At 73.2% G+C, this 26870-nt stretch carries 19 protein-coding genes, 1 tRNA gene, 1 other RNA gene and 1 riboswitch; of the genes, 4 read left to right on the top strand and 17 right to left on the bottom strand.

Features of this window, described 5'->3' with window-relative positions:
- Positions 1-6: 6 nt before the first annotated feature.
- Together IE332_RS21825 and IE332_RS21820 are read right to left on the bottom strand one after the other, a co-directional pair.
- Positions 7-657, bottom strand: coding sequence for an IclR family transcriptional regulator (locus IE332_RS21825; protein WP_189919039.1), 651 nt, complete (start codon positions 655-657; stop codon positions 7-9).
- A 394-nt stretch (positions 658-1051) separates the two neighbouring features.
- Entirely contained in the window at positions 1052-2884 is a 1833-nt protein-coding gene (locus tag IE332_RS21820; RefSeq protein WP_229928823.1) for a DEAD/DEAH box helicase, read from the bottom strand.
- A gap of 305 nt (positions 2885-3189) precedes the next feature.
- Between IE332_RS21820 and IE332_RS21815 the strand changes: the two genes are divergently transcribed.
- Positions 3190-3615, top strand: coding sequence for an SsgA family sporulation/cell division regulator (locus tag IE332_RS21815; RefSeq protein WP_189919037.1), 426 nt, complete (start codon positions 3190-3192; stop codon positions 3613-3615).
- A gap of 99 nt (positions 3616-3714) precedes the next feature.
- On the opposite strand, the gene IE332_RS21810 is transcribed toward IE332_RS21815, so the two are convergent.
- Genes IE332_RS21810 through IE332_RS21800 form a run of 3 tightly spaced genes read right to left on the bottom strand, consistent with a single transcriptional unit; the run spans position 3715 to position 8260 of the window.
- Entirely contained in the window at positions 3715-6330 is a 2616-nt protein-coding gene (locus tag IE332_RS21810) for a rhomboid family intramembrane serine protease (protein WP_189919035.1), read from the bottom strand.
- Positions 6297-7619, bottom strand: coding sequence for an alpha/beta hydrolase (locus IE332_RS21805; RefSeq protein WP_189919025.1), 1323 nt, complete (start codon positions 7617-7619; stop codon positions 6297-6299). Before IE332_RS21805 ends, IE332_RS21810 begins: the two co-directional genes overlap by 34 nt.
- Positions 7616-8260 (bottom strand): class F sortase, encoded by a 645-nt coding sequence (locus IE332_RS21800; protein WP_229928791.1) that lies wholly within the window; start codon positions 8258-8260, stop codon positions 7616-7618. Before IE332_RS21800 ends, IE332_RS21805 begins: the two co-directional genes overlap by 4 nt.
- A 430-nt stretch (positions 8261-8690) precedes the next feature.
- On the opposite strand from IE332_RS21800, the gene IE332_RS21795 reads away from it, so the two are divergent.
- Complete coding sequence (locus IE332_RS21795) at positions 8691-9995, top strand: polysaccharide deacetylase family protein (protein WP_189919023.1); 1305 nt, start codon at positions 8691-8693, stop codon at positions 9993-9995.
- 4 nt (positions 9996-9999) lie between these two features.
- Here the strand turns inward: IE332_RS21795 and IE332_RS21790 are convergent, their stop codons facing one another.
- Together IE332_RS21790 and IE332_RS21785 are read right to left on the bottom strand one after the other, a co-directional pair.
- A complete protein-coding gene (locus IE332_RS21790) occupies positions 10000-11439 on the bottom strand; it encodes an MFS transporter (RefSeq protein ID WP_189919020.1) in 1440 nt (479 codons plus the stop codon).
- Positions 11440-11521: 82 nt separating this feature from the next.
- Entirely contained in the window at positions 11522-11836 is a 315-nt protein-coding gene (locus IE332_RS21785) for a DMT family transporter (RefSeq protein ID WP_189919018.1), read from the bottom strand.
- Positions 11837-11879: 43 nt separating this feature from the next.
- Positions 11880-11945: riboswitch (guanidine-III (ykkC-III) riboswitch) on the bottom strand.
- An 85-nt stretch (positions 11946-12030) separates the two neighbouring features.
- Between IE332_RS21785 and IE332_RS21780 the strand changes: the two genes are divergently transcribed.
- Positions 12031-12102: transfer RNA gene (locus IE332_RS21780), tRNA-Cys, on the top strand.
- A gap of 67 nt (positions 12103-12169) precedes the next feature.
- On the opposite strand, the gene IE332_RS21775 is transcribed toward IE332_RS21780, so the two are convergent.
- From IE332_RS21775 to IE332_RS21755, 6 genes are all read right to left on the bottom strand, one after another.
- Positions 12170-14497: a xanthine dehydrogenase family protein molybdopterin-binding subunit gene (locus tag IE332_RS21775; RefSeq protein WP_189919016.1), complete on the bottom strand. Its 2328-nt coding sequence runs from the start codon at positions 14495-14497 to the stop codon at positions 12170-12172.
- Complete coding sequence (locus tag IE332_RS42405) at positions 14494-15786, bottom strand: 2Fe-2S iron-sulfur cluster-binding protein (protein ID WP_373313790.1); 1293 nt, start codon at positions 15784-15786, stop codon at positions 14494-14496. Before IE332_RS42405 ends, IE332_RS21775 begins: the two co-directional genes overlap by 4 nt.
- Positions 15783-16649: an FAD binding domain-containing protein gene (locus tag IE332_RS41100; protein ID WP_229928822.1), complete on the bottom strand. Its 867-nt coding sequence runs from the start codon at positions 16647-16649 to the stop codon at positions 15783-15785. Before IE332_RS41100 ends, IE332_RS42405 begins: the two co-directional genes overlap by 4 nt.
- A gap of 356 nt (positions 16650-17005) precedes the next feature.
- Complete coding sequence (locus IE332_RS21765; RefSeq protein ID WP_189919014.1) at positions 17006-18616, bottom strand: beta-N-acetylhexosaminidase; 1611 nt, start codon at positions 18614-18616, stop codon at positions 17006-17008.
- Positions 18617-18704: 88 nt separating this feature from the next.
- Positions 18705-18980: a DUF3039 domain-containing protein gene (locus IE332_RS21760; protein ID WP_030242972.1), complete on the bottom strand. Its 276-nt coding sequence runs from the start codon at positions 18978-18980 to the stop codon at positions 18705-18707.
- Between the two features lie 61 nt (positions 18981-19041).
- Positions 19042-19635: a YqgE/AlgH family protein gene (locus IE332_RS21755; protein WP_373313789.1), complete on the bottom strand. Its 594-nt coding sequence runs from the start codon at positions 19633-19635 to the stop codon at positions 19042-19044.
- Positions 19636-19928: 293 nt separating this feature from the next.
- Here IE332_RS21755 and murA point away from each other — a divergent pair, with 293 nt between their 5' ends.
- On the top strand, positions 19929-21269 hold the full coding sequence (gene murA / locus IE332_RS21750) for a UDP-N-acetylglucosamine 1-carboxyvinyltransferase (protein ID WP_189919010.1): 1341 nt from the start codon (positions 19929-19931) through the stop codon (positions 21267-21269).
- Positions 21270-21341: 72 nt separating this feature from the next.
- Here murA and IE332_RS21745 read toward each other — a convergent pair whose 3' ends face one another.
- The 4 genes from IE332_RS21745 to ssrA form a co-directional block, all read right to left on the bottom strand.
- Positions 21342-21626: an HU family DNA-binding protein gene (locus tag IE332_RS21745; protein WP_030242980.1), complete on the bottom strand. Its 285-nt coding sequence runs from the start codon at positions 21624-21626 to the stop codon at positions 21342-21344.
- Between the two features lie 508 nt (positions 21627-22134).
- Complete coding sequence (locus IE332_RS21740) at positions 22135-23607, bottom strand: NAD-dependent malic enzyme (RefSeq protein WP_189919008.1); 1473 nt, start codon at positions 23605-23607, stop codon at positions 22135-22137.
- Positions 23608-23996: 389 nt separating this feature from the next.
- Positions 23997-26300 carry a HelD family protein gene (locus tag IE332_RS21735; RefSeq protein WP_189919006.1) on the bottom strand — a complete coding sequence of 768 codons (2304 nt, stop codon included), beginning with the start codon at positions 26298-26300 and terminating at the stop codon, positions 23997-23999.
- A gap of 150 nt (positions 26301-26450) precedes the next feature.
- Positions 26451-26832: a transfer-messenger RNA gene (gene ssrA, locus IE332_RS21730) on the bottom strand.
- Between the last annotated feature and the right edge of the window lie 38 nt (positions 26833-26870).

The following is a 26870-nucleotide window of genomic DNA, read 5'->3' as shown; positions in this document are numbered from 1 at the left end:
GACCGGCTACCTCAGGGCGTCGGCCACCTCGGTCGCCGCCTCCACCACCCGGGGGCCCACCCGCTCCGGTACCAGGCCGTTGAGCATCACCACGCCGACGCTGCCCTCGATGCCGCTCAGTCCGAGCAGCGCCGCGGCGGCCCCGCACGCCCCGGACTGTTCCTCCGCCCGGGTGATGACGAAGCCCTGTTCGGGCCGGCGCTGGCTGGGGAAGGCGCGCGCCTCCAGGATCGCCCGGCCGGCCGCGCTCTCGGTGAGCGGGTGGCGCAGCCCGGTCCGGTAGGCGACGTGGAAGTCGGTCCAGCTCGGCTCGACCACGGCGACGGCCAGTGCCTCGTTGCCGTCGACCAGGGTCAGGTGGGCGGTGGCGCCGAGGTCCTCGGCGAGGCTGCGCAGGGCGGGCAGCGCGGCCTCGCGCAGCAGCGGGTGCACCCGGTGCGCGAGCCGCAGCACGCCGAGGCCGACCCGGGCGCGGCCGCCGATGTCCCGGCGGACCAGGCCGTGCTGTTCCAGGGTGGCCAGCAGGCGGTAGACGACCGTGCGGTTGACGGCCAGCCTGGCGGCGAGCTCGGTGACGGTCAGCCCCCGCTCGGAGTCGGCGAGGAGTTTGAGGACCCGGACGCCGCGGTCCAGGGTCTGGGAGGTCTCTGCTGTCACGACGGGCGATCCTTTCCGCGGCGCTCGCGGGGCGGGCGACGCCGGTCCAAGGGCGGTGTCGCGCGCAGGTGGGGGTGGCCGCGCTCGGGCCGCACGCTGTCGACACTGACGGCCGTGCGGTCCTGCGGAGCCCGTCCCTCGGGGGTTGCCCGGCGGAAGAGCGTGGGGGAAAGGTAGTGAAGGAAATGTCGCGGCGGAAGTGGTTGTCCAAAATTCGGGCGTGATCGACTTCAACGGCGTCGCGAAACCGGGACGAAACCACCCGATCCGCCGCGCGTTTCAGGGCATGAGTTCGATCCCGCTCCGAAGTCCGGACACCCGGGGACGCGAGCCCCCCTCCCGGCGGAGGGGGGAGCGAGGGAGGAGGGCGGGCCGGTGCCGGCCTGCCGGACCGTTACTTCGCCCACTCCCGGATCTTGGCGATCCGCGCCTTGAGCTGGTTGGCGGTGGCCTGCGCGGTCAGCGGCCCGCCGCACTGGCGGCGCAGCTCGTTGTGGACGGTGCCGTGCGGCTGGTTGGTGCGGTGGTGCCAGGCGGCCACCAGCGCGTTCAGCTCCTTGCGCAGCTCGCGGAGCTCCTGATGGGTGACGACCGGCCGCTGCTCGGCCGGCAGCTCCAGCAGGTCGGCCTCCTCGGCGGGCTTGGTCTTGCTGCGCTGGATCTGCCGGTGCTGGCGCTTCTGCAGCAGCATCTGCACCTGGTCCGGCTCCAGCAGGCCCGGGATGCCGAGGTAGTCCTCCTCCTCCTCGCTCCCCGGGTGGGCCTGCATGCCGAACTCCATGGCGTTGTACAGCACCCGGTCGAAGACCGCCTCGGAGCCCAGCGCCTCGTAGGAGAACTCCTCGCCGCCCGCGCCGTCCGGCCCGTCGTTGGCGCGCTCGGCCTCGGCGAGCAGCCGGTCCTCCTCGTCGAAGAGGCCGTCGCCCTCCTTCTTCGGCCGGTCCAGCACGTGGTCGCGCTGGAGCTCCATCTCGTTGGCGAAGCCCAGCAGCATCGGGATGGTCGGCAGGAACACCGAGGCCGTCTCGCCGCGCTTGCGGGCGCGCACGAAGCGGCCGACGGCCTGGGCGAAGAACAGCGGGGTGGAGATCGAGGTGGCGTACACCCCGACGCACAGCCGGGGCACGTCGACGCCCTCGGACACCATGCGGACGGCGACCATCCAGCGCGAGGTGCCCTCCGCGTAGTCGGAGATCCGCTTCGAGGCCTCGGTCTCGTCGGAGAGCACCAGGGTGACCTTCTCGCCGCTGATCTCGCGCAGCATCTTGGCGTAGGCGCGGGCCACGTTCTGGTCGGTGGCGATCACCAGTCCGCCGGCGTCCGGGATCGCCTTGCGCACCTCGGTGAGCCGCCGGTCGGCGGCCTGGAGGACGGACGGGATCCACTCGCCCTGCGGGGACAGCGCGGTGCGCCAGGCCTGGGCGATCAGGTCCTTGGTCATCGGCTCGCCGAGCCGGGCCTCCAGCTCGTCGCCGGACTTGGTGCGCCAGCGCATGTTGCCGCTGTAGCTGAGGAAGATCACCGGGCGGACGACGTGGTCGGCGAGCGCGTGCCCGTAGCCGTAGGTGTAGTCGGCGATGGACTTGCGGATGCCGTCGCTGCCCGCGTCGTAGGCCACGAAGGGGATCGGGTTGGTGTCCGAGCGGAACGGCGTACCGGTCAGCGCCAGCCGGCGGGTGGCCGGCTCGAAGGCCTCGAAGCAGGCCTCGCCCCAGGACTTGGAGTCACCGGCGTGGTGGATCTCGTCCATGATCACGAGGGTCTTGCGGGCCTCGGTCCGGTTGCGGTGCAGCATCGGGTTGACCCCGACGCCCGCGTAGGTGACCACGATGCCGTGGTAGTCCCGGGACAGCGGCCCGGAGGAGTACGCCGGGTCCAGCCGGATGCCTATCCGCGCGGCGGCCTCGGCCCACTGCTTCTTCAGGTGCTCGGTCGGCGCCACCACGGTGACCTGCTGCACCAGGTGGTTGTGCAGCAGGTACGAGGCCAGGGTGAGCGCGAAGGTGGTCTTGCCTGCGCCCGGGGTCGCGACCGCGAGGAAGTCGCGCGGCTGCGTCTCGATGTACTTGTCCAGGGCGCCCTGCTGCCAGGCCCGCAGCTTGCCCGCGGTGCCCCAGGGGGCTCGGCCGGGGAAGGCCGGGGACAGGTGGTGCGAGCCGGCGGGCGCGGCATGCCCGACGGACCGGACGGGAGCCTGGCTCTCCTGGGCGTCGGAGAACAGCGGCATCGAGGAGGCGGCGGCAGTACTCACGGTCTCCGAGGGGGGATCATCGCAGGTCAGAGGCGGTCTAGCGGCCCCGTCCCGCGGTCGGGCGGCGATCGGACAACCCGCCCAGCCTACCGGGCCGACGCCGTTCGGGCCTCCAGGCGAGCCTCCGCGCCGGGCCCACACGGCCGGAAATCGATGTGACGCGGATCACATCCGGTCGTCCTCGAAACCCGGTAATCACGGGAGTCACCGGGACTCTCACCAGGGTGAGGCCGCACCACCCCTGCCCCGGCGCGGCCCCGCTGAACCGAAGGGACCCATCCGTGCGCACCGTCGAAGAGACCGTCCAGGCCCGCCTGATCCTCTCCCCCCACCGCTCCGTCCGGCTGCGGGTCGTCCTGTCCTACCTCCGGGAGGACCCGCTCGCCGTCCGGATGGCCTTCCCCGCCGAGTTCTCGCTGGACGAGGCGGAGGAGCACCCGGACGGCGAGGACATCGTCTGGGTCTTCGCCCGCCAGCTGCTCTCGGCCGGGATCGAGCTGCCGGCCGGCGTCGGCGACGTCCACGTCCGGCCCGCCCCCGGCCGGAGCACCATGGTCGAGCTGCGCACCCCGGAGGGCACCGCGCTGCTCCGGTTCGACACCGGCGACCTGCGCCGCTTCCTGTGGCGCAGCCGGCTCCTCGTCCCCGAGGGCGAGGAGCACCTGCACCTGGACTCCGACCGCGCCCTCGCCCAGCTGCTCGGCTGAGGGGGGCTGTGATTCGCCCGCTCGCGAGGTGCTGACTCGGGGCGGGACTCGCCCGCCCCTCAGCCGAACAGCTCGCGCATCAGCCGGACGGCCCGCCCCTCAGCCCGACAGCTTGCGCATCAGCCGGACGCCCTGCGCCGCCGTCAGGTGCGGCAGGTACGCCTTGCCGATCGCCCTGGTGATGCCGGGCAGCGCGGCCGGGTCGGGGTAGGCCATGTACATCGGCCGGTACTCCGGCTGGAACTTCGCCTTGAACGCGAGCAGCGAGCGGAAGCCGTACACCGGCTCCAGCACCTTGCCCATCCAGTCCAGCATCCGCTGCAGCCCGGTGGGCTCCCCCTCCTGCCCGGTGCGGGCCAGCGGGGCGCCCGACAGGGAGAGGAAGCGCGCGCCCTCCTCCTTGAAGCCGAGCGCGGCCGAGGCGATCAGGAACTCGCTGACGCCGCGGAAGCCGTCCGAGCGCCGGCGCATGAAGTCCAGCGTCCAGCCGACCGGCACGCCGTCCTCGTACACCGGCATCCAGCTGGTCAGCCCGTGCACGACCCGCTGCTCGTCCACCGCGACCAGCACCCGGACGTCCGGGTCGTCCAGCTCCTCCAGTCCGCCGAGCGTGAAGCCCATCTCCGGCAGGCCCTTCTCGGAGACCCACTCCTCGGAGATCGCCCGGATCTGGTCCTTCAGCGCCAGCGGAGCCTCGTGGTAGGCCCACCACTCGGCGGTGATGCCCTGCTTGCCGGCCTTGTTGAGGGCGGTGCGGATGTCCTGCCACTTCTTGCCGGTGAAGGCCAGCTCGGGCAGCGCGACCACGGTGTCCTCGGCGACCTGCACCGAGCGCCAGCCGAGCCCCGTGGCGGCGTCCCTGGTTTGCCCGCAGACGCTGTAGAAGCACGGGGTCCAGCCGCGCGCGTCGCAGAAGCGGGCGAAGCCGGCCACCGCCCGGGCCCGCTCCTCCGGCGCGCCGAACGGGTCGCCGGTGGTCAGCGCGACGGTGCCGACCACCCGGTAGGCGACGGCGGCCCGGCCCTGCTCGTCGAACCAGTAGTGGTTGCCGTCCCAGGTGGTGATGAAGGACAGCGTCCCGCCGCCGTGCTCGGTCAGCAGCGCCCTGGCCCGGGCGACCGCCTCGGCATCGGTGTGCAGCACCGGCCGGCGGAAGGCGGACAGCAGCACGGCCAGCGCCACCACCCAGAAGGCCAGCCCGCAGTACGTCTCCAGGAAGCGCGCCAGCGGCCCGACCGCGATCGGGTAGTCCGGTGTCAGGTCGTTGTACGCGGGCGGCAGGAACTGCGCCGGCAGCCCGTGCAGCAGCCGGCGGACGGTCGCCCCCGGCTCGAACTGGCCGGCCGCCAGCCGCCCGAGGCCGACGTACGCGGCCGAGGTGACGAACAGGGCGCCGCCGACCACCACGGCCAGCCGGCGCACCGAGCGGGCGGCCAGCCGCAGCCGGAAGCGCTTGCGGGTGGCCAGCAGCAGGGCGGTGGTCAGCAGCGGCAGCAGCATCGCCTCGACGAAGTACTGCACCACGTCCCGGCTGACCGGGCCGGCGTCCAGGTACAGCCAGCCCAGCAGCGCCGCCCAGAGCAGTTCGGTGGCGATGGTGACCAGCCAGGCGAACCGCAGCCCCCGGCGCAGCCCCTCGGCGAGCACCAGCAGCAGGGCCGGGAACAGCGCGGCCATCAGCCGGGCGGGGGTGTCGAAGATCCGGACGACGGCGTGCGCCCGGGCGCAGTCGTGCGCCGACAGCGAGCAGAGGTCGGCGATCTCGTCGGGGCTGAGCCGGTGCGAGAGGTACAGCTCGGAGAAGGTGTTGAACGGCCCGGTGGCGTTGTCGTACAGCGAGGCGAGCAGCGGCCCGACGGCGGCGGCGACCAGGCAGAGCGCGACCAGCACCCGGGTCTCGGAGTGCGAGGAGCGGTGCGAGCGCAGGTACGGGCGGCCGCGGCTGAGCAGCGCGCCCACGCCGAGTCCGGCCAGCGCCGCGGCGCACCGCTGGACGCTCTGCAGGTGGCCGACGTACAGCGTCATGACCAGCGGGAGGAGCAGCACCAGCAGGTGCAGCCGGCGGCGCCAGAGCACGGTGAGCCGGTAGCCGAGCACTCCGGCGAGCGCGAACAGGGCGACGCCGGGGCCGACGGATATCTGGTCGGCCACCGAGGCGGTCCACTGCTCCCCGGCGGCGTTGCCGAACGCGACCAGCCCGGTGCCCAGCAGGGTGCCGGCGATCTGCCCGCCGACCAGCACCCCGAGGGTGCGCAGCCGGCCGAGCCGGTGCTCGGCGGCCGGGCCGACCAGGAGCAGCATCAGGCTGGTGAACACGTACGAGCCGGTGCCGGAGCACCAGAACATCGAGGTGAACGGCGTCCACCAGTGGCCCTCGGTGAGCGTGGGCAGGCCGACGCCGACCCGCTCCAGCAGCCGGTCCGGCGGCCCGTGGCGCAGGCTGCCGGTGGCCGCGCCGACGAGCCAGAGCCCGGCCAGCAGGGTGAGCGTCAGCGGCGCGGCGCGCAGCCGGGAGCCGAGCGCCCGGGCCGCCCGCCGGACGCGCTGCGGGCGCGGCTCCGGTGTCCGGGTGACCGGCGCGCGGTCCGCGGCCCGCTCGGAGCCGCGCTGCGCGACCACCCGCTCCGGCTTCTGCTCGCGCTCGCCGACGGTGGCGGCGGCGACCGCCGTGCCCGCCCCGGTCACCGGGTCAGCCCGGTCTGCTGGGCGAGCCACGGGACCTGCTGGGCGATGCCGGGGCGGAACACGACCCAACCGTGGCCTCCCGGCATCAGTTCGAACTTCGCCTTCATCCCGGCCCCCTGAACGGCCTGGTAGACCTTCTCCATCTGCGGCCTGAACTCCTCGTCGGTCTCGCCGACGACGAGCGCGACATTGGTGTCCGGGAACTTCTTCCGGGCCATCACCTGCACCGGGTCGACCGCGTCGAACTTCTTCCCGTCACCGCCGAAGGCGGCCTTGACGGTCTGCTCCCGGGTGCCCAGGGTCGGCTCCTCCTGCCCGGACATGTCCAGGACGGTGCCGTACACGTCGGGCGCGTTGACGCCGAGCTGGAGGGCGCAGGTGCCGCCCATCGAGGCGCCGCCGACCGCCCAGGCCTTCCGGCCGGTGGCGGTCTGCAGGTTCTGGTGGATCCAGTTGGGGACGTCCACCGCCAGGTAGGTCTGCGTCTTGGCGATCTTGGAGTCCAGGCAGAGCGTGTTGGCCCAGGTCGAGCCGAGCTGGTCGGGCATCACCACGATCGGCGCGAGGCCGTGGTGCTCGGCGGCGAACGCGTCCATCGCCTCGTTGATCTGCGCCGAGAGCACCCAGTCCCCCGGCACCCCGGGCTGGCCGGTGATCATCACGACCACCGGCAGCAGCGGCCGCGGGTTGGCCTGGTAGGCGGGCGGCAGGTAGACGTACGCGTCACGGGCCTTGAAGCCCGACCGGAGGCCGGGGATCGGCACCACCGAGACGGTGCCCTTCTCGGGGAGGTCCGCCGGGGGCTGCCAGACCTCGTCGAGCACCTTGTCCTGCGGGGCGGCCAGGGTCTGCCCGACCTTGGGGACCAGCCCGTCGGTCTTGGTGAGCCACGGCGCCAGCATCACCCGCCCGCTCGGGAACTGTCCGAAGCCGATGTTGATCTCGGAGGCGGCCATCAGCAGCACCAGCCCGCTGAGGCCGAGCGCGATGCCCCGGCGGCGCCAGGCGAGCCGGCGGAACCGGTAGCCGACCAGGCAGAACCCGAGCAGGGCGATGGATATCCACCAGCCCACGTACTCGGGCGTGCCCTCCGGGAAGGGGTGCCACCAGCCGTCGACGACGGCGTCGAGCAGCAGGCTGAGGGCGGCCGCGGTGAACAGCGCGGCGGGCAGGCGGAACCGCCACCAGCTCCGGTCACGGCCGACGGCGAGCGCGAACAGCGCCGCCCAGCCGGCCACGGTCACGGCGTGCGGGATCGGGCCCTCGGTGAGCGGCCAGTCGATCGGGTTCCAGCGGGTGGCGAGAGTGATCGTGGTCATGCGGCTTTGCCCGGCGGGGTGGTGTCGGCCAGGAAACCGTAGGCGACGACGTTTCCCTCGTAGCCGTGTTCCGCACTGTACGAACCGCCGCAGGTGATCACCCGCAGCTGAGCGTCAGTGGCCTGACGGTAGACCCGATCGTCCGGGAAGTCCTTTCGGTCGTGCACTTCGATGGCGTACAGCTGGTAGACGGCGATGGCGCCGTCCGCCCTGGCGATCTCGATCCGGTCCCCCCGACGGAGCGCTCCCAGATGGTAGAAGACGGCCGGACCGGACGTGATGTCGACGTGCCCCGCGAGGATCGCGGTGCCGCGCTGGCCGGGGCTGGCGCCGCCCCGGTACCAGCCCGCCAGGTTCCGGTCCGTCGCGGGCGGGACCTGCAGGTGGCCGGTGGCGTCCAGCCCGAGCGCGGTGACCGGGGCGTCCAGCCGGACGGCCGGGATGCGGATCCTGGTCGGCGCGGACGGTCCCAGCGGGGGGACGACGGAGACCGGCGCGATGCCGGCCTGGGCCTGCCCCGAGCCCGGGGCGGGCGGAAGCTCCGGCGAGCCGCCGTCGCGCAGCAGCCAGGCCCCGAGCACCAGCGCGGCTCCCGCCGCCAGGGTGCCCGGCCATGGGCTCCTGCTCTGCCGGACGCCCACGGGCACTCCCCTCTGCCGACGGAATCCCGGTTCCTGGGAGTTTCCTGGGAACCATTGAACCGGATCGGACTGTATGACACGTCCATACGACGGTCGTATCGACACCCCCCGATCGGCAGGGCTGCCGACCGTGATCCTGCGCCGTGTGGGCGCCCGGTCGCGGAGCGCGACGAACGCCTCCCACCAGCGATCATCGCGGGACCGAGCCCGCCACGACCTACCGACGGTTCTACGGCCGGGTTCGGTTGCGTCGTTCGAGGGATCGATCTCGACCGTTCGCTGCGCCTCTTCGACCGGTTCCGCCCGCGTGCCATGCTGTCGCGGTCACGGGTTCGATCCCCGTCCGCCCGGCCGGGCCGGCTCCCCCCGCACGCCCCCGATCGGGCCCGCACTCCCGCACGCCGCCGCACGCCTCTTGAACGGAGTGACCATGGACGCTCTCTCCCGCCGCACGCTGCTGACGGCCGGCGCCGCCACCGCCGCCGCGCTCGCGGCCGGCTGCGGCAACGACCACGCCACGGGCGGGGAGCGGACGCCCGGGTCCGCCGCCCCCACCGGCGCGGGCGACGGGCAGGGCGCCTCCCCCACCCCCGCCCCGGTCCCCAAGCCGCAGGCCGTGCTGATCGGCGACGGCTCCACCTCCGACACCGGCGAGCAGCCGCACCAGCCCGTCCCCGAGCGGCTGCGGCCCGGACAGCGCCCGCCGCAGTTCGTGGTCTTCTCCTGGGACGGCGCCGGCGAGCTCGACAACGGCCTGTTCGCCCGCTTCCGCCGGCTGGCCCAGGAGCACGACGCGAAGATGACCTTCTTCCTCAGCGGCCTCTACCTGCTGCCCGAGTCCAAGAAGGACCTGTACCGCCCGCCGCAGCACAAGGTCGGCGCCTCCGACATCGGCTACCTGAGCGACCAGCACATCCGCGACACCCTGGAGAACCTGCACGCGGCCTGGCTGGAGGGCCACGAGATCGGCACCCACTTCAACGGCCACTTCTGCGGCGCCACCGGCGTCGGCAAGTGGTCCCCCGAGGAGTGGGACAGCGAGATCCAGCAGGCGATGGACTTCGTGACGAACTGGCGCACCAACACCGGCTTCACCGACCTGCCCGCGCTGCCCTTCGACTACCGCAAGGAGCTGATCGGCAGCCGCACCCCGTGCCTGGAGGGCCAGCGCAACCTGCTGCCCACCGCGGTCAAGCGCGGCTGGCGCTACGACAGCAGCGGCAACGGCACCCAGGTGTGGCCGCAGAAGATCCAGGGCGGCGCCCTGTGGGACCTCCCGCTGCAGTCCATCCCCTTCCCCGGGCACACCTTCCAGGTGCTCTCGATGGACTACAACATCATGTACAACCAGTGCGGCCCCAACACCAAGGCCGACCCGGCCCTCCACCCCGGCTTCCAGACCCAGGCCCGCGACGCCTACCTGATGGGCTTCGAGCGCACCTACAACGGCAACCGGGCGCCGTACGTCATCGGCAACCACTTCGAGGAGTGGAACGGCGGCATCTACATGAACGCCGTCGAGGACGTGCTCAGGGCGATCGCGGGCAAGCCGGAGGTCCGGCTGGTCTCCTTCCGCCAGCTGGTCGACTGGCTGGACGCCCAGGAGCCGGCGGTGCTGCGCAAGCTGCAGACCCTCGCCCCGGGGCAGGCCCCGGCGGGCGGCTGGGAGGCCTTCCTCGGCGTCCCGGCGGCGGCGACGGCCCCCTCCGCCGCCACCGCCGCCGCCACCGGCTGACCGGTCAGGACCGGGTGCGGACCCGGCCGGAGAGCAGCGCTCCCAGGAGCGCCACCCCGGCCATCACCAGCAGGACCACCGCGAAGGCGCCGGGCGGACCGGCGCCTTCGGCCGTTCCGTGGGCCGCCGCCAGGGCGCCGCCGCCCAGCGCCGCGAACAGCACCCCGGCCAGACCGGTCAGCAGCACGTTGCCCAGCGCGTCGCTCATCTGCAGCGCCGCCGAGTTGGCCCCGGCGTCCTCGGGCGCGGAGAGCTTCATCATCAGCACGCTGACGCTCGCGACGGCCAGGCCCATCCCGACGCCGCCGATCCCCCAGGCCACCGAGGCCGCCCAGGCCGGCACCCCCGGGACCAGCACCAGCGCCGCGCCCGCGATCGCCAGCGCGGTCAGCACGAAGCCGCCCCGGATCATCGCCTCCCGGTAGCGCTCGGCCCCCGGCCGGCCCTGCAGCCAGGAGCCCAGCGCCCAGGAGAGCCCGCCGCTGGTCAGGGTGAGCCCGGCCAGCGTCGGCGAGAGGCCGCGCTGGGTGGTCATCATCAGCGGGATGAAGGCCTCGGCGGCGAAGAACGCCCCCGCCGCCACCCCGCGCAGCAGGATCACCGTCGGCAGTCCGCGCCCGGCCCGCAGCGTCCCCTTCGGCAGCAGCCCGAGCACGGCCGGCACCAGCAGCGCCGCCCCGGCGACCCCGGGGAGTAGCCCGACCAGGTCGCGGCGCTGGCCCGCGTACTGCAGCAGCGCGGCGCCGAGGGCCGCCATCGCGGCCAGCAGGGTGCGCCGGCGGTCGAAGTCCGCTCCCCTGGCCACCGGGTGCTCGCGCTCGGAGCGGGCCAGGGCCGGGCCCATCACGGCCAGCGGCAGCAGGATCAGCACCGGGACGGCCAGGAACACCCAGCGCCAGCCGAGGTGCTGGGTGACCGCCCCGGCGACCAGCGGTCCGACGATCGAGGGCAGCACCCAGGCCGAGGAGAAGGCCGCGAACACCGACGGCCGCAGCCGCTCCGGATAGGCCCGGCCGACCACCACGTACAGCGCGACGATCACCAGCCCGCCGCCCAGGCCCTGGACCGCCCGTCCGGCCACGAACACCCACATCCCGGGCGCCGTCCCAGCCACCAGCAGTCCGACGCCGAACACCGCGATGCCGGCGAACAGCGGCTGCAGCGGCCCGCGCCGGTCGCACCACTGGCCGGAGACGACCAGGGCGAACAGCGTGGTGGTGAAGTAGCCGGAGAAGGCGAAGGCGTACAGCCCGAGGCCGTCCAGCTGGCGGGCCGCGGTCGGCATCGCGGTGTTGACGGCGGTCGCCTCGAAGGCGATCACCAGGACCACCGAGACGATCCCCAGCGTCAGCGCGCGGTAGCGCCCGCCGAGCACCCCGCCGCCGGGGTCGTCGTCCAGGGGTATCGGTACGGGGTCGACCGAGGTGGGGGAGGCAGTGGTCATACGTAACATCGTAAGAGCCGTCCGCCCCGATGACCCCTGACCAGGGTCGGTGATCGACTAGGTCTCCGGACGTAGGGCCAGGTCAGTGCAGCACCTTGAGGCCCACCACGCCGGAGACGATCAGCAGCAGGCAGCCGATCCGGGCCATGGTCACCGCGTCGCCCAGGACGGCCATGCCGTAGACCGCGGTGCCGACCGCGCCGATGCCGACCCAGACCGCGTACCCGGTGCCGATCGGAATGGTGCGCATCGCGTACGCCAGGCCGCCCATGCTGAACAGCAGTGCGACGCCGAAGACGAGGGTGGGAACGAGCCGGGAGAAGCCCTTGGACGATTCCAGGGCGACCGCCCAGACGGTCTCCAGGAGACCCGAGACGATCAGAACGAGCCAGGCCATGACGGCGTACCTCCGCAGTCCACAGCGGCCGGATTGCCGCTGAACTGCGCCGTCTTGTCGTCACCGGGTACGACGCGCTCGTCCGGGGTGGCGGAATTGCCGCCACCTGCCTTCGACGGTAGCACACATTGCCATACAGAATTTACAAAACTTCATTGACCGGCCGAGTCGTGATCCGCCACCATGAATTCACTGGCCGTGTGCCCGAGTGGCTGAGGGGACCGTCTGCAAAGCGGTGTACGCGGGTTCAATTCCCGCCACGGCCTCACCGGAAAAGGAATTGCCGGTCGACTCCGAGAAGTCGACCGGCAATTCCTTTTCGCTTTTCCCGGTTCAGGCCGTGACGGCGTCCTCCGCGCGGATCGGCAGCCGGCCGACCGGCAGGCCGGTGGCGGCGCGCACGGCCGCGGCGACGGCCGCCGGGGCGACCACCGCGGGCGCCGCGCCGACCGCCTTGGCCCCGAAGGGGGCGACCACGTCGCGCTCCTCCAGCAGCGCCGCGATCCGCACCTCGGGCGTGTCCAGCGCCGTGGGCAGCCGGTAGCCGGTGAGCGAGGGGTTCTGCAGCACGCCGCCCTCGGTGCGCAGGTCCTCCAGCAGCGCCAGGCCGACACCCTGGGCCACGCCCGCCTCGATCCGGTCCTCGATCTGCCGCGGGTTCAGCGCCCGGCCGACGTCCTGGGCGACCGTCATCTCGACCACCCGCACGGCGCCCAGCTCGATGTCCACGTCCACCACCGCGCGCATCGCGCAGAACGAGATGGAGACGAAGGCGTCGCCCTGCCCGGCCTCGTCCAGCGGCTCGGTGGGGTGCGGGCGGCACTGCGCGGTGGCCCAGAGCTCCTTGCCCTCCAGGGCCTCGGCGACCGGCATGCCGAGCACCCCGTCGTACGAGGTGATCTTGCCGTCGGCGATCTGCAGCAGCTCCGACGACATCCCGAAGTTGGCCGCGATCGGCTGCAGCAGCTGGTGGCGGACCATCAGCGCGGCCCGCTCGACGGCCCCGCCGGAGACCCAGGTGTGCCGGCCGCGGGCGGAGGGCCCGGCGATCGACTGGTCGCTGTCGGCCGGCGCGATGTAGACCTCGCTGACGCCCAGCACGGTCTGCACGATCTGCCGGGCCAGCGTGGCGAAGCCCTGCCCGGCGTCGACCGCCGCGCAGATCACCGTGGCGTGGTCCCCGCTGACCCGGACGGTCGCGGTGGACACCTCGTCCTCGCCCTCGGCGCCCAGCATGTGCACCATGCCGACGGCGTAGCCGATGCCGCGCCGCACCGCCGCCGGGTCGCCCGCACCGCCGGGGCCGCCGGGCAGCAGCCACTCGGCGTCCGGGTCGTCCACCGGCAGGGCCGGCAGCGGCTCGTCCGCGACGGCGTCCAGCAGCGCGCGCACCGGCGCCGGGCAGGTGACCGCCTGTCCGGTGGGCAGCGGGTCGCCGGTGGACATCGCGTTGCGCCGGCGGATCTCCACCGGGTCCACGCCCACCCGGGCGGCGAGCTGGTCCAGCTGCGACTCGTACGCGAAGCAGGCCTGCAGCGCGCCCTCGCCGCGCATCCGCCCGGCCGGCGGGTTGTTGGTGCGCACCGCCCAGGCGTCCACGAAGACGTTCGGGCAGACGTACGGGCCGGCCGAGAACGCCGTCGCGGCGGCCAGCGCCTCGGCGGAGACGTCCGCGTAGGCGCCGCCGTCCAGCAGGATCTGCGCCTCGACCTTCACCAGCGTGCCGTCGGCGTCGGCGTGGTGGCGGTAGCGCAGCAGCGCGGGGTGGCGCGAGGTGTGGGTCTGGAAGGACTCCTCGCGGGTGAGGGTCATCTTCACCGGACGGCCGGTGCGCAGCGCCAGCAGCGCCAGGGTGACCTGGAAGGAGAGGTCCTCGCGGTCGGTGGTGGCGCCGGGCACGCCGGTGACCACCAGCCGGACCCGGTCGGGCTCCAGGCCGAGGCAGGCGGCGGTGCGGTCGCGGTCGCCGTGCGGGTCGGTGGAGGACAGGTGCAGCTCAACGCCGCCGTCCGGGCGCGGCACGGCCAGCCCGGCCTCGGCCCCGAGCGGCGCCGGGTCCTGCCGGCCGACCTGGTAGAGGCCCTCGACGACGATCTCGCCGACCGCGTCCGGGTCCCCGGTGCGCAGCGGCAGGTGGCGGAAGAGGTTGCCGTCCGGGTGCAGCGCCGGCGCGGTGAAGGCCTGCTCGGGGTCGGTCACGGCCTCCAGGGGCTCGTAGTCGACCACGATCAGACCGACCGCCAGCCGGGCGGTGTCCGGGTGGTCGGCGGCCACCGCGGCGATCGGCTCGCCGTGGTGGCGCACCACGCCGGCGGCCAGCACCGGCCGGTCGGCGACGACCGGACCGGCCGGGGCGCCGTCGGGGGTGCCGTCCGGGCCGGGCGGCAGGTCGGCGGCGGTGACCACGGCGTGCACGCCGGGCAGCGCCAGCGCGGCCGAGGTGTCGATGCCGCGGATCCGGGCGTGCGGGTGCGGCGAGCGCAGCACCGCGCCCCACAGCAGCCCCTCGGCCCACAGGTCGGCCGCGTACGGGTAGATGCCGAGCGCCTTGGGCAGCGCGTCGCTGCGCAGCGGGGAGCTGCCCAGTCCGAACGGCTCCGGTGCGCCGCCCTCGCCACCGTCCTGCTGGGGTGCTGCGCCGATGTCGGTAGGCGACGTCATGATGCGTGGTCGTCCTCGGGGAGCCGGATGCCGTGGGCGGGGGTGGCACCGTACGGGACGCCGGCCGGGGCACCGCCCTCGACCGGGGCGCCGTGCGGGTGCTGGGCGGCGTACGGGGTGCCGTGCGGCGGCGTGCCGTCGAAGGCCGTGCCGTCGAAGGCGGCGCCGGGCAGCGGGGTGCCGTGCGCGGGGGTCGGCTCGTACACCGGGGCGTCGTACCCGGTGTCGTAGCCGTTCTGCTGCTGGTGGCCGTCCGGGTAGGGCAGGTAGGTGCCGTGGGCGGGGGTGCCCTGGTACGGCTGCTCGGGGTAGCCCTGCGGCGGGTAGTAGACCTGGTCGCCGCCGGCCTGGGCGGGGATGCCGGCGTGCGGCGGGACCGGCCCGGCGGTCTCGTACACGCCGGTGTCGTAGCCGCCCGAGCCGTCGCCGTACGGCGCCCCGGCCGGGACGTGGGCCTGCTCCGCGGGGTGCGGCAGCACGGACTGCGGCATGCCGGGGTGGGCCGCCCCGGGCTGCGGCTGCGGCTCCACGGAATGCTGCGGCACGGAATGCTGCGGGACGTGCTGCTGCGGGACGTGCTCGATCCAGGCGTCGGCGTCGGTGTAGACCGGCGGCTCGACCACGGACTCGGGCTCGACGGCGGCGCCCGCCGCCCCGGCGACCGCCTCGACGGGCCGGTCCGCGGCCTCCGGGCCGGGGGCGGCCTCGACGGGCGCCGCGGCCTCCTCCGGCTCCTCGGCCTCCAGCGCTCGGGCGTCCGCGACGGTCTGGACGGCGGCCAGCACGCCCTTGTAGCCGGTGCAGCGGCAGAGGTTGCCGCACAGCGCCTGCCGGGCCTCGACCTCGGTGGGCCGGTGGTTGCGCTGGAGCAGGTCGTGCACGGCCATCGCCATGCCGGGGGTGCAGTAGCCGCACTGGACGGCGCCGGAGGCGGCCAGCGCCTGCTGGACGTCGCTCGCGCCGCCGGCGGCCGACAGGCCCTCGACGGTGTTGATCTCGCTGTCCGCGGCCAGCGCGGCGGGCACCAGGCAGCCGGCCACCAGCTGGCCGTCCACCTGCACCGAGCAGGCCCCGCACTCGCCCTGCTCGCAGCCGTCCTTGGCGCCGGCCAGGCCGAGCCGCTCGCGCAGCACGTAGAGCAGGCTCTCGCCGATCCAGGCGTCGGTGACGGGCCGTTCGAAACCGTTGACCCGCAGCGTGTAGGAGGCGCACGGACGCAGCTCGCGGCTGACCTGCGGGGAGAGGCCGAGCGGGTCGGCGTCGAGGGTCTCGATGGGGTCTGTGGTCACTTCAGCGCCCTTCCCAGTGCCCGTCGGGCCAGCACCGCCACCGTACGCCGCAGCCGGACGGCCGCCGCGGTCGGCCCCTCGGTCACGGCCTCCCAGGCGCCCTCGGCCCCGTAGTTGTCGGGGACGCAGGCGGTGGCGACGTACTCGCCGAAGGCGGCGTTCGCCGCCGGGTCGATCTCCCGGCTGCCGTCCCAGTCGATGCAGCCCGCCACCCAGGCCTCGGCCTCCAGCGGGCGCAGCGGCACCGGGGCGACGGCGCCGACCGCGCAGCGCACCGAGCGCCGGGCCGGGTCGAGGACGAGGGCGACGGAGGCGGTGGCGCGGGCCGGGCCGCTGCGGCCGGTGGCCTTGAGGAAGACCTGCGGGGCGTGCAGCAGCGGGACGCGCACCCAGGTGAGCAGTTCGCCGGGGCGTACCGGGTCGAGGCCGGTGAGCAGGTGGCTGACCGGCACCTCGCGGCTGGCGCCGGCCCGGGCCAGGGTGACGGTGGCCTCCAGCGCGGTGAGCACCGGGAGGGTGTCGCCGGCCGGGGCGGCGGTGACGATGTTGCCGCCGAGGGTGCCGACGTTGCGGACCTGCGGCGGGCCGGCGGTGCGGGCGGCGTCGGCGAGCGCGGGGATGAGCGCGGCGAAGTCGGGGCGGTCCATCCGGGCGTGGGTGAGTCCGGCGCCGAGGACGGCGGTGCCGCCGTCCTCGTAGCGCCAGCCGCGCAGTTCGGTGATCCGGCCGAGGCCGACCAGGGCGGCGGGGCGCAGCCGGCCGGCGTTGACGGCCTCCATGAGGTCGGTGGCTCCGGCCACCGGTACCGCGGCCGGGGCGGCGGCCAGCGCGTCGACGGCCTCGTCGAGCGAGGCCGGCAGCATGATCGTCCGGTTCACCTGGGTCCCACCGTGCTCCACTTGCTCATCGATCGCCTGCCGCCCGCGGCCTTGGGCCGTGGTGTCCGCGTCAGCAGTCCGGCCTGGCCCGTAGGGTACGGGCGATCGGGCCGGGTTGGGCAACTCTGGCACACAATGCTCGATGATCATTTCGGGGCCGGTGAACGGGACTGCCCGATTGGGACGGATACCGGGCGGTATCTGCCCCGACCCGTTCCGGGCCTGGGCAGATGTTCATCTGTTCTTGACGTCCGACGACCACTCAGAAGTTCCCGGCCGCTCTCCGGGCCGACCGGCGCGGCGCCGGGTCCGGGCGCCCGGAGCGCCCCCGGCGGCTGCGGTCAGCGCACCGGCGGCGGGCCCTCGATCGGCCGGCCCGCCACCCCGGGCCACCGCTGCCAGGGCAGCGGCCCGTCGGCCGGGCGGTACTCGACGCCGAGCGCGTCCAGCGCCTTCAGGTGCGTCGCGAGCCGGCGCTCGAAGCCGGCGAAGTCGCGCTCGGCCGGCTCGGCGGGCAGTGCGGACCAGGCGACCTCGGCGAAGGCGACCAGCCGGGGGAAGGCCCGGTAGTCGATGTCCCGGGCGCTGTCCGTGAACTCGCTCCACAGGTTGGCCTGGGTGCCGATCACGTGCCGGGCCTCGGTTCCGTCCAGCTGCGCCGGCACCGGCTCGAAGCGGTAGACGTCCTCCAGCGTGCGCACGAAGCCGACCGGGATCGGCTCGTCCGGCCCGTCCGCCTGCCGGTGGTCGAAGTAGACGTGCTGCTCGGGGCACATCACCACGTCGTGGCCGGCCTTCGCGGCCGCGATCCCGCCCCCGAAGCCGCGCCAGGAGGAGACCGCCGCGCCCGGGGCCAGTCCGCCCTCCAGGATCTCGTCCCAGCCGATCAGCCGGCGGCCGCGCTCGGCCAGCCAGCGGTCGAAGTGCCGGATCAGGTGGCTCTGCAGCTCGTCCTCGTTGGCCAGGCCCAGCTCGCGGATCCGGGCCTGGGCGGCGGCGCTGTCCTTCCACTGCTCCTTGGGGCACTCGTCGCCGCCGAGGTGGACGAACTCGGACGGGAAGAGCTCCAGGACCTCCTCCAGCACCCCCTCGAAGAAGCGCAGGGTCTCCTCGGAGGCGTTGAGCACGTTGTGGCTCACCCCCCAGTCCGTCCAGACGCCGAGCGCGGCGGTGTCCACCACGTCGGTGTTGCCCAGCTCGGGGTAGGCGCAGATCGCGGCCTGGGTGTGGCCGGGCAGGTCGATCTCCGGGACGACGGTCACGCCGCGCGCGGCCGCGTACCCGACGATCTCGCGCAGGTCGTCCTGGGTGTAGTAGCCGCCGTGCGGCCGGTCGTCCCGGCGGCCGCCGGAGCGGTAGCCGACCATGGAGCGCTCCCGCCAGGCGCCGCGTTCGGTCAGCCCCGGGTAGCGCTTGATCTCGACCCGCCAGCCCTGGTCGTCGGTGAGGTGCAGGTGCAGCACGTTGAGCTTGTGCGCGGCCAGCAGGTCGACGAAGCGCAGCACGTCCGACTTGGGCAGGAAGTGCCGGGCGACGTCGAGCAGCGCGCCGCGCCAGCCGAACCGGGGGGCGTCCTCGATGTCCGCGCCGGGCAGCACCCAGCCCTCGCGGCGCAGCGGCGAGCGGCGGTAGGCGTCCGGCCCGAGCAGCTGCCGCAGGGTCTGCGCCCCCCACAGCGCGCCGGCCGGGCCGCCCGCGGCGAGCAGCGCGCGGCCGGGGCGCACCGTGATCCGGTACGCCTCGGCGGCGAGCGCCTCGTCCTGGACCAGTTCGATGCCCGCGCCCGGCCGGCCCGGGCCGAACGGCAGCCCGGTGGCCGCGGACAGCGTGGTGCGCAGCCAGCGCTCGGCGTCGGCCAGCGCGGGCGGTGCGGTCAGCGTGGTGGCGGCGTCGAGCGGGAAGTCCCCGTCCGGGCGGCGGACGGCACTCGAAGGTGCGGGAATGAGGTCCATTCCGACATCCTGCCCACGCCCGGAACGATTGGCATAGACCACCTCGGGATCGCGGTGCTATGCAAAACGGCACCGCGCGACCCGGGGACTACTTGTCGCCGTCGCCGTCCTGCGGCTTGCCGATGCCGTCGTAGATCTCCTTGCACATCGGGCAGACCGGGTACTTCTTCGGGTCGCGGCCGGGCACCCACACCTTGCCGCAGAGCGCCACCACGGGAGACCCGGAGAGCGCGCTCTCCATGATCTTGTCCTTCTGGACGTAGTGCGCGAAGCGCTCGTGGTCGCCGTCCCCGTGGGACACCTGCGGGACGGGCTCGACCAGGGTTCCGGTGCCGAGGCCGCGCTCGGGTTCAAGAGTGCTCATGGGTGACAAGTCTATGGGGGCCCCGGGAAACCGGGCCAGTGTCGCGCGGCGGGCCCGCCGCTCAGTTCATCGTCGGGTCGTCCGGGTAGGTCGCCAGCAGGGCCAGCGGACCGCGCTGGCGGCGCAGCACGGCCCGCCACAGCCGCTCCGGCTCGGGGCTGGAGACGTCCCCCGGCTCGCAGTCCACCAGGTACCAGGCGCCGCTCTCCAGCTCGGCCTCCAGCTGTCCCGGCGACCAGCCGGCGTACCCGGCGAAGATCCGCAGGCTGCCCAGTTCGCCGGCCAGCACCTCGGGCGGCGCCTCCAGGTCCACCAGGCCGATCGCGCCGTGCACCCGCCGCCAGCCCAGCGGCTCGCCGGTGCCCGGCTCCCCCGGCGCCACCGCGAGGCCGAGCGCCGAGTCCAGCGCCACCGGTCCGCCCTGGAAGACCACCGCCGGCTGTCCGACGAGTCTTCCCCAGCCGTCCAGCACGCTGCCCACCTCGACCGGCGTCGGCCGGTTGAGGACCACACCGAGCGCCCCCTCGGCGTCGTGGTCGAGGAGGAGCACCACCGCCCGCGCGAAGTTCGGGTCGGTGAGCATGGGCGTCGCGACGAGCAGACGGCCGGTGTGGGACCGGCCTCCGTGCGAATGGGCCGCCGTCATGCCACACATGATCCCGCAGAACGGCACCCGCCGGACACCGCAACGCCCGAAACCCCGCCACGCCGGACGAACACCCGTACGGCCGCACCGGCGGGCGCCCCGGGGACCGGAGAGAGCACCATCACGGGAGAGGCTCACGGGAACCAACGGCACTCCCATTACCATCTACGTCTGGTGGACGCCCTTCTACGGTGCCGACTCGGTTACGCCGGGGGCCCGAACGCGCCCGTACGACCGGTCCACCACCGGCTCTCTCCCGGAGCCCTCCGAAAACTCCTCTGGCACCCCGGATTGCGAGAACGATGACCGACGACGTCCTGCTGGTCCACGGCGGAAACCCGCTCGAAGGCGAGATCCGCGTCCGCGGCGCGAAGAACCTGGTCCCCAAGGCCATGGTCGCGGCCCTCCTCGGCCAGGGCCCCAGCAGACTGCGCAACGTCCCGGACATCCGCGACGTCAAGGTGGTCCGCGGCCTGCTGCAGCTGCACGGCGTGACCGTGCGCACCGGTGACGAGGACGGCGAGCTGATCCTCGACCCCTCGCACGTCGAGAGCGCCAACGTGGCCGACATCGACGCCCACGCCGGCTCTTCGCGGATCCCGATCCTGTTCTGCGGCCCGCTGCTGCACCGCCTCGGCCACGCCTTCATCCCGGGCCTGGGCGGCTGCGACATCGGCGGCCGCCCGGTCGACTTCCACTTCGAGGTGCTGCGCCAGTTCGGCGCCAGCATCGAGAAGCACCCGCAGGGCACCTACCTGGTGGCCCCGCAGCGCCTGCGCGGCACCAAGATCGAGCTGCCCTACCCCTCGGTCGGCGCGACCGAGCAGGTCCTGCTCACCGCCGTCCTCGCCGAGGGCGTCACCGAGCTGCGCAACGCGGCCATCGAGCCGGAGATCGTCGACCTGATCTGCGTCCTGCAGAAGATGGGCGCGATCATCACGCTGGGCACCGACCGCACCATCCTGATCACCGGCGTGGACGAGCTGAACGGCTACAACCACCGCGCGCTGCCGGACCGCCTGGAGGCCGCCTCCTGGGCCTGCGCGGCGCTCGCCACCAAGGGCGACATCTACGTCCGCGGCGCCCGCCAGCTGGAGATGATGACCTTCCTCAACACCTTCCGGAAGGTCGGCGGCGCCTTCGAGGTGGACGACGAGGGCATCCGCTTCTGGCACCCGGGCGGCGAGCTCAAGGCGATCGCCCTGGAGACCGACGTGCACCCGGGCTTCCAGACCGACTGGCAGCAGCCGCTGGTCGTCGCGCTGACCCAGGCCACCGGCCTGTCCATCGTCCACGAGACGGTGTACGAGTCGCGGCTGGGCTTCACCGGCGCGCTGAACCAGATGGGCGCGCACATCCAGCTCTACCGCGAGTGCCTGGGCGGCACCCCGTGCCGCTTCGGCGCCCGCAACTTCCTGCACTCCGCGGTCGTCTCCGGCCCGTCCAAGCTGATCGGCTCCGAGCTGGTCATCCCGGACCTGCGCGGCGGCTTCTCGTACCTGATCGCGGCGCTGGCGGCCGAGGGCACCTCGACCGTGCACGGCATCGACCTGATCAACCGCGGCTACGAGAACTTCATGGAGAAGCTGCGCGACCTGGGCGCCCACGTCGAGCTGCCCAGCGAGCAGCTGGTCGACGCGTAACGACCGCGCACACGGCGAGAGGCCGGGCTCCCCACACGGGGAGCCCGGCCTCTCGGGCGTTCAAGGGGTGGCTCAGGCAGCGCCCTTGGCGGCTTCCTTCAGCTTGGAGCCGGCGCTCACCTTGGCGCTGTAGCCCGCGGCGATCTGGATCGGCTCACCGGTCTGCGGGTTGCGGGCGGTGCGGGCCGCGCGGTGGGTGCGCTCGAAGGTCAGGAAACCGGGGATGGTGACCTTCTCGTCGCCCTTGGCGACGACCTCGCCGACGATCTCGGCGAAGGCGGCCAGAACGGCGTCGGCGTCCTTGCGGGTCACCTCGGCGCGCTCGGACAGCGCGGCCACCAGCTCACTGCGGTTCATGTGTACTCCTGTGGTCTGTTCGCTTGCGGTGTGCGGGGGCCCATCGGTGCTCCCACCGGGGGGCACCCGGATAGGCCGCAGGTCCGCACACTGTGCTCATGCAGGCAATGCGTGGTCGCAGGCCGGGTCCGTACCCGATGCCGCGCGCCGGAGCCTTCGAAGGCCCGCCCGCCTGCCTGGATACGAATCCTGCCCCGACCGGCCCCGAGAAAGCCAATCGGGCCCCGGCGGAACCACCCGAACATCGCCCGCCCGTTGGAGGTGTGACGCTCCGTCGGCTCCGGCGGACCGGGCGCGGACGGCGGTCGGGACGACTCGCCGGAAGACCAGGGGGACGTTCCGTACTTGTCGGACACGCCTGCCCCGTGCAGGGCTACCGTACGCCCTAGGACTGACAAGCCCAAACACGCCCCTCGCCCTTGTGTCGCAAGGGTTCGGGGCGGGCTGGGCGGGTATGACCCCTATTCGCACATTTGAGCGACCGACGGCACGCCCGCGAGTGCGTCCGTCAGAGCTTGACGGTGGGGAAGGCGGAGGTGTCCAGGGTGCCGACGATGCCCGGGGTCGGACGGGACGGCACGGGGGCCTCCTGGGCGCCGGCCAGGGCCGCCTCGCGCACGGCGGCGGCGACGGTCTTGGCGACGTCCTTGTGGAAGACGCTCGGGATGATGTAGTTCGCGTTCAGCTCGTCGTCGGCGACGGTGGTGGCCAGCGCCCGCGCGGCGGCGATCATCATCTCGGTGTTGACCGTACGGCTCTGGGCGTCCAGCAGGCCGCGGAAGACCCCCGGGAAGACCAGCACGTTGTTGATCTGGTTCGGGAAGTCGCTGCGGCCGGTGGCGACCACGGCGGCGGTCTGCCGGGCGACGGCCGGGTCGACCTCCGGGTCCGGGTTGGCCAGCGCGAAGATGATCGCGTCCTCGGCCATGGTGGCCAGGTCGTCGCCGTCCAGGACGTTCGGGGCCGACACGCCGATGAAGACGTCCGCGCCCGCCACGGCCTCCTTGAGGGTGCCGGTGCGGCCCGAGCGGTTGGTGTGCTCGGCGATCCAGCGCAGGTTCTCGTTGAGGTCCCCGCGGCCCCGGTGGACCACGCCCTGCACGTCCGCCACGGTGGCGTGCTCGACCCCGGCCGCCATCAGCAGCTTGAGGATCGCGGTGCCGGCGGCGCCGGCGCCCGACATCACCACCCGGATGTCGGAGATCTCCTTGCCGACCACCTTCAGCGCGTTGGTGAGGGCGGCCAGCACCACGATCGCGGTGCCGTGCTGGTCGTCGTGGAAGACCGGGATGTCCAGGGCCTCGCGCAGCCGGGCCTCGATCTCGAAGCAGCGCGGCGCCGAGATGTCCTCCAGGTTGATCCCGGCGAAGCCCGGGGCGATCGCCTTGACGATGGCGACGATCTCGTCGGTGTCCTGGGTGTCCAGGCAGATCGGCCAGGCGTCGATGCCCGCGAAGCGCTTGAACAGGGCCGCCTTGCCCTCCATGACCGGCAGCGCGGCCTCCGGGCCGATGTTGCCCAGGCCCAGCACCGCCGAGCCGTCGGTGACCACGGCGACGCTGTTGCGCTTGATGGTGAGGCGGCGGGCGTCCTCGGGGTTCTCGGCGATCGCCATGCAGACCCGGGCGACACCCGGGGTGTAGATCATGCTCAGGTCGTCACGGTTGCGGATCGGCAGCTTGGACGACATCTCGATCTTGCCGCCGAGGTGCATCAGGAAGGTGCGGTCCGAGACCTTGCCGATCGCCACGCCGTCGATCGCCCGGAGCTTCTCGACGATCTCCTCGCCGTGCGCGACCGAGGAGGCCGCCACGGTGACGTCGATCCGCAGCGCCTCCAGGCCGGAGGCGGTGACGTCGAGACCGGTCACCGATCCGCCGGAGGACTCCACGGCCGTGGTGATCGCGCTGACGGCGTTGCCCCGGGCCGGGACCTCCAGCCGTACCGTGATCGAGTTGGAGACACTGGGCACCGTCGCCATCGACGCTTCCTTCTTCCGTCTGTCCCGCAGGCTCAACATTTTGTTGAAGGCATCGCCTGCGCATGCTAGACCTCGATCGTCGCACCTTCCAAGGGGTAGCCAGAAATATCGTTCATTGAGTGTGTGGATCCGACAATCCGGCCCACCTCCACCGAACGCCCGCGGCTCACTCCTTGCCTCTCCGGGCCGATGCGTTACATTGGACGGGACACCGGCTCGATCCAAGCCCCCGGGCCCAACCTTCGTCCCTTCGAGGGACCACTTGCCGCGAGGCGAGCATGGCGGGTCGGTGTCGTAAACGTCTGAAGGCCCCTCACCACTCGGTGGGGGGCCTTCTTCCGTCGGTACCCGTGGGTACCCTCCGGCACCCGTCGGTACCGGAGGGTCCGTCAGCCGTGCAGCAGCGCGGGCACGCCGGCCGCGTCCGGCAGGTCGTCCGGGCCGGACAGCACGGTCAGCCGCTGGGTCGCCCGGGTCAGCGCGACGTACAGCACCCGCAGACCGGCCTCCGACTCGCCGGCGATGCCGGTCGGGTCGGCCACCACGGTCGCGTCGTACTCCAGGCCCTTGGCCTCCAGGCTGCCCAGCACCACCACCCGCTCGCCCAGGCCCCCGGTCCACCCGGCCGCCTCGGCCCGGCGGTCCATCGGCACCACGATCGCCACGGTGCCGTCCACCTCGGCCAGCAGCCGCTCCAGCTCCGCCCTGGCGCCCTTGCCGAAGGCCTCCGGCGAGGGGTCGGTGACGGCCGCGAAGCGCGGCTCCACACCGACGTGGCGCACCGCGGTCGGCGAGGGCGTGCCCGGCGCGGCCAGCGCCAGCACCTTCGCCGCGACCTCGGCGATCTCGGCCGGGTTGCGGTAGTTCACCGTCAGGGTGAAGCGCCGGCGCGGCTTGCCGGCCAGCACCTCGTCCAGCGCGGACTGCGCCTCCTGCGGGAACGGCCAGGAGGACTGCGCCGGGTCGCCGACGATCGTCCAAGTGGCCATCCGGGACCGGCGGCCGATCATCCGCCACTGCATCGGGGTGAGGTCCTGCGCCTCGTCCACGATCACGTGGGCGTACTCCTTGCGCTCCACCGGCTGGCGGTCGCGCCGGGAGGTGGAGCGGTCGGCGAAGGTGGTGACCTCCTCCAGGCCGGTCAGCAGGTCCACCGCGTCCACCTCGCGGAACTTCGGCCGGGCCGGCTCGCCGAGCAGCACCTGGAGCTCGTCCAGCAGCGCCACGTCGTGCGCGGACAGCGCACCCTGGCCCTCCGGGGACAGGTGGCGCCAGGAGGCCGCCAGCAGCCTCGCCTCGTCCGGGGAGACGACCCGGCGGGCGATCCGGTTGGTGTGGCGGTGCTGCTTGAGCGTGGCCAGCACCCGGCGCGGGGTCAGCGGCGGCCACCAGGCGTCCAGGAAGTCCAGGAACGGCGCCTCGTCCGAGACGTACTCGTCGAAGCTCTCCTTCTCCTCCTGGCGCTGCTCCCGGGCGTAGTGGTCGGTGGGCTTCGGCAGGTCCTTGACCACCTCCTGCCACAGGGCGTCCAGCAGCAGCCTGCGGGCGCGCGGGCGCAGCAGGTTCAGCGGGGTGCCGCCGGAGCCCACCACGTTGCCGCGGACGGCCTTCAGGCGGCCCGCGTCCAGCTTCAGCACCTCGCCGCGGGCGACCACCTTCAGCTCCTGCGGAGCGCGCAGCTCCAGCGCCGCCCGGGCGGCCCGGCGCAGCAGCTGCACCATCCGGGCCGAGCCCTTGACCCGGGCCGCCTCGGGGGTGTCGTAGGTGTCGGCCTCGATGCCGTCCACCAGCGAGCCGATCGCCCGGATGGCGACCTGGCCCTCCTCGCCGAGCGCGGGCAGCACGCCCTCGGTGTAGGAGACCAGCAGCGCGGTCGGCGAGACCACCAGGATGCCCCCGGCGTAGCGGCGGCGGTCCTGGTAGAGCAGGTACGCGGCGCGGTGCAGGGCGACGGCGGTCTTGCCGGTGCCCGGGCCGCCGGTGACCAGGGTGGCTCCCGCGGCGGCCGCCCGGATGACCTCGTCCTGCTCCTTCTGGATCGAGGAGACGATGTCGCGCATCGAGTGGCTGCGGGCGCGGCCCAGCGAGGCCATCAGCGCGCCGTCGCCGACCACGGCCAGCTCCTCGCCGTCCAGGGTCGGGGTGAGGTCGGGGCGCAGCAGGTCGTCCTCGACGCCGACCACCTTGCGGCCCTTGGAGCGGATCACCCGGCGGCGGATGACCCGGCCCGGCTCGACCGGGGTGGCGCGGTAGAACGGCGCGGCGGCGGGCGCTCGCCAGTCGATCACCAGCGGGCCGTACTCGGCGTCCAGCACGCCCAGGCGGCCGATGTGGAGGGTCTCGGCGACGGCCGGGTCGGCCGGGTCGAGCGGGGTGTTCGAGGGGATGCCGTGCTCCTCCGGGGCGTCCGCCCGCTGGAGGTCGATCCGGCCGAAGAGGAAGTCCTCGAACTCGTTGTTCAGTCGCTGGAGGTGCGCGCCGGCCCGGTAGACCTGGGCGTCGCGCTCGGCGAGCGCGCCGGGAGTACCGACCTGGACCCGCTTGGCGGCGTCCTCCAGGATGTACTCCGCCTCGGCGAGCTTCTCCTCCAACCGGTGGTAGACGGTGTCGAGGTGCTGCTGCTCACCGGCGATCTCGCGCGCGCGGACGGTCTCGTGATCGGCGGTGGGGGTGGTGTCCGTGTTGCTCTGCATGGCCTCGGTGGTTGCGGCGGAATCCCGCTCCGGAAAACGAGCGGACGGATGATCCTACGCCGCGACCCCCCGGCCGCGCTGCTCCGGAACGTACAAAAATCAGAAGGCCGCCCTCCGCGGAGCGGTGGGCGGCCTTCTGTCAACATGGGGTGGTGGAGATGCCGGGAATCGAACCCGGGTCCAGTGGAGTTAATTCAGGGCTTCTCCGAGCGCAGTCCGCTGTGATTTTCTCGGCCCTGGCGGTCACGCGGACAAGCCGCCAACAGGCCCAGCTGCTGTTTGATTTCCCATCCACCCTCGCAGCCCGGGCGGACGGTTGAGTTCCCTAGATTATGCCAGGGTCCGGGTCGGGAACTCCCCGGTCTGACACCCAAGCGCTATCGGTGCTTATTAGGCAGCGAGAGCGAACTGCTGGGAATCGCGCTTAGAGTTGGCGATTATTTTTTTGCGACACGTGGTTTACGAGATCATTGCCGCGTTCCTCGGCTCGCTTCCCCTGTTTCAACATCCCCTGTCGAAACCGATCATCCCCATGTTTTGTTGAGAAACAGCTCGGACGATGACCGTCCG

It is taken from the genome of Kitasatospora xanthocidica, assembly GCF_014656195.1.
In the GTDB taxonomy this organism is placed as follows: domain Bacteria; phylum Actinomycetota; class Actinomycetes; order Streptomycetales; family Streptomycetaceae; genus Kitasatospora; species Kitasatospora xanthocidica.
This window is presented reverse-complemented; position numbering and strand designations above follow the sequence as displayed.

What these genes read in the sequence shown, in the direction of transcription:
- murA (WP_189919010.1), top strand. Translation starts at nt 19,929, where the DNA reads ATGACCGACGACGTCCTGCTGGTCCACGGCGGAAACCCGCTCGAAGGC.
- IE332_RS21740 (WP_189919008.1), bottom strand. Translation starts at nt 23,607, where the DNA reads ATGGCGACGGTGCCCAGTGTCTCCAACTCGATCACGGTACGGCTGGAG.
- IE332_RS41100 (WP_229928822.1), bottom strand. Translation starts at nt 16,649, where the DNA reads ATGCTGCCGGCCTCGCTCGACGAGGCCGTCGACGCGCTGGCCGCCGCC.
- IE332_RS21745 (WP_030242980.1), bottom strand. Translation starts at nt 21,626, where the DNA reads ATGAACCGCAGTGAGCTGGTGGCCGCGCTGTCCGAGCGCGCCGAGGTG.
- IE332_RS21775 (WP_189919016.1), bottom strand. Translation starts at nt 14,497, where the DNA reads ATGACGTCGCCTACCGACATCGGCGCAGCACCCCAGCAGGACGGTGGC.
- IE332_RS21795 (WP_189919023.1), top strand. Translation starts at nt 8,691, where the DNA reads ATGGACGCTCTCTCCCGCCGCACGCTGCTGACGGCCGGCGCCGCCACC.
- IE332_RS21735 (WP_189919006.1), bottom strand. Translation starts at nt 26,300, where the DNA reads ATGCAGAGCAACACGGACACCACCCCCACCGCCGATCACGAGACCGTC.
- IE332_RS21765 (WP_189919014.1), bottom strand. Translation starts at nt 18,616, where the DNA reads ATGGACCTCATTCCCGCACCTTCGAGTGCCGTCCGCCGCCCGGACGGG.
- IE332_RS21785 (WP_189919018.1), bottom strand. Translation starts at nt 11,836, where the DNA reads ATGGCCTGGCTCGTTCTGATCGTCTCGGGTCTCCTGGAGACCGTCTGG.
- IE332_RS21755 (WP_373313789.1), bottom strand. Translation starts at nt 19,635, where the DNA reads ATGTGTGGCATGACGGCGGCCCATTCGCACGGAGGCCGGTCCCACACC.
- IE332_RS21760 (WP_030242972.1), bottom strand. Translation starts at nt 18,980, where the DNA reads ATGAGCACTCTTGAACCCGAGCGCGGCCTCGGCACCGGAACCCTGGTC.
- IE332_RS21805 (WP_189919025.1), bottom strand. Translation starts at nt 7,619, where the DNA reads ATGACCACGATCACTCTCGCCACCCGCTGGAACCCGATCGACTGGCCG.
- IE332_RS21820 (WP_229928823.1), bottom strand. Translation starts at nt 2,884, where the DNA reads ATGCCGCTGTTCTCCGACGCCCAGGAGAGCCAGGCTCCCGTCCGGTCC.
- IE332_RS21790 (WP_189919020.1), bottom strand. Translation starts at nt 11,439, where the DNA reads ATGACCACTGCCTCCCCCACCTCGGTCGACCCCGTACCGATACCCCTG.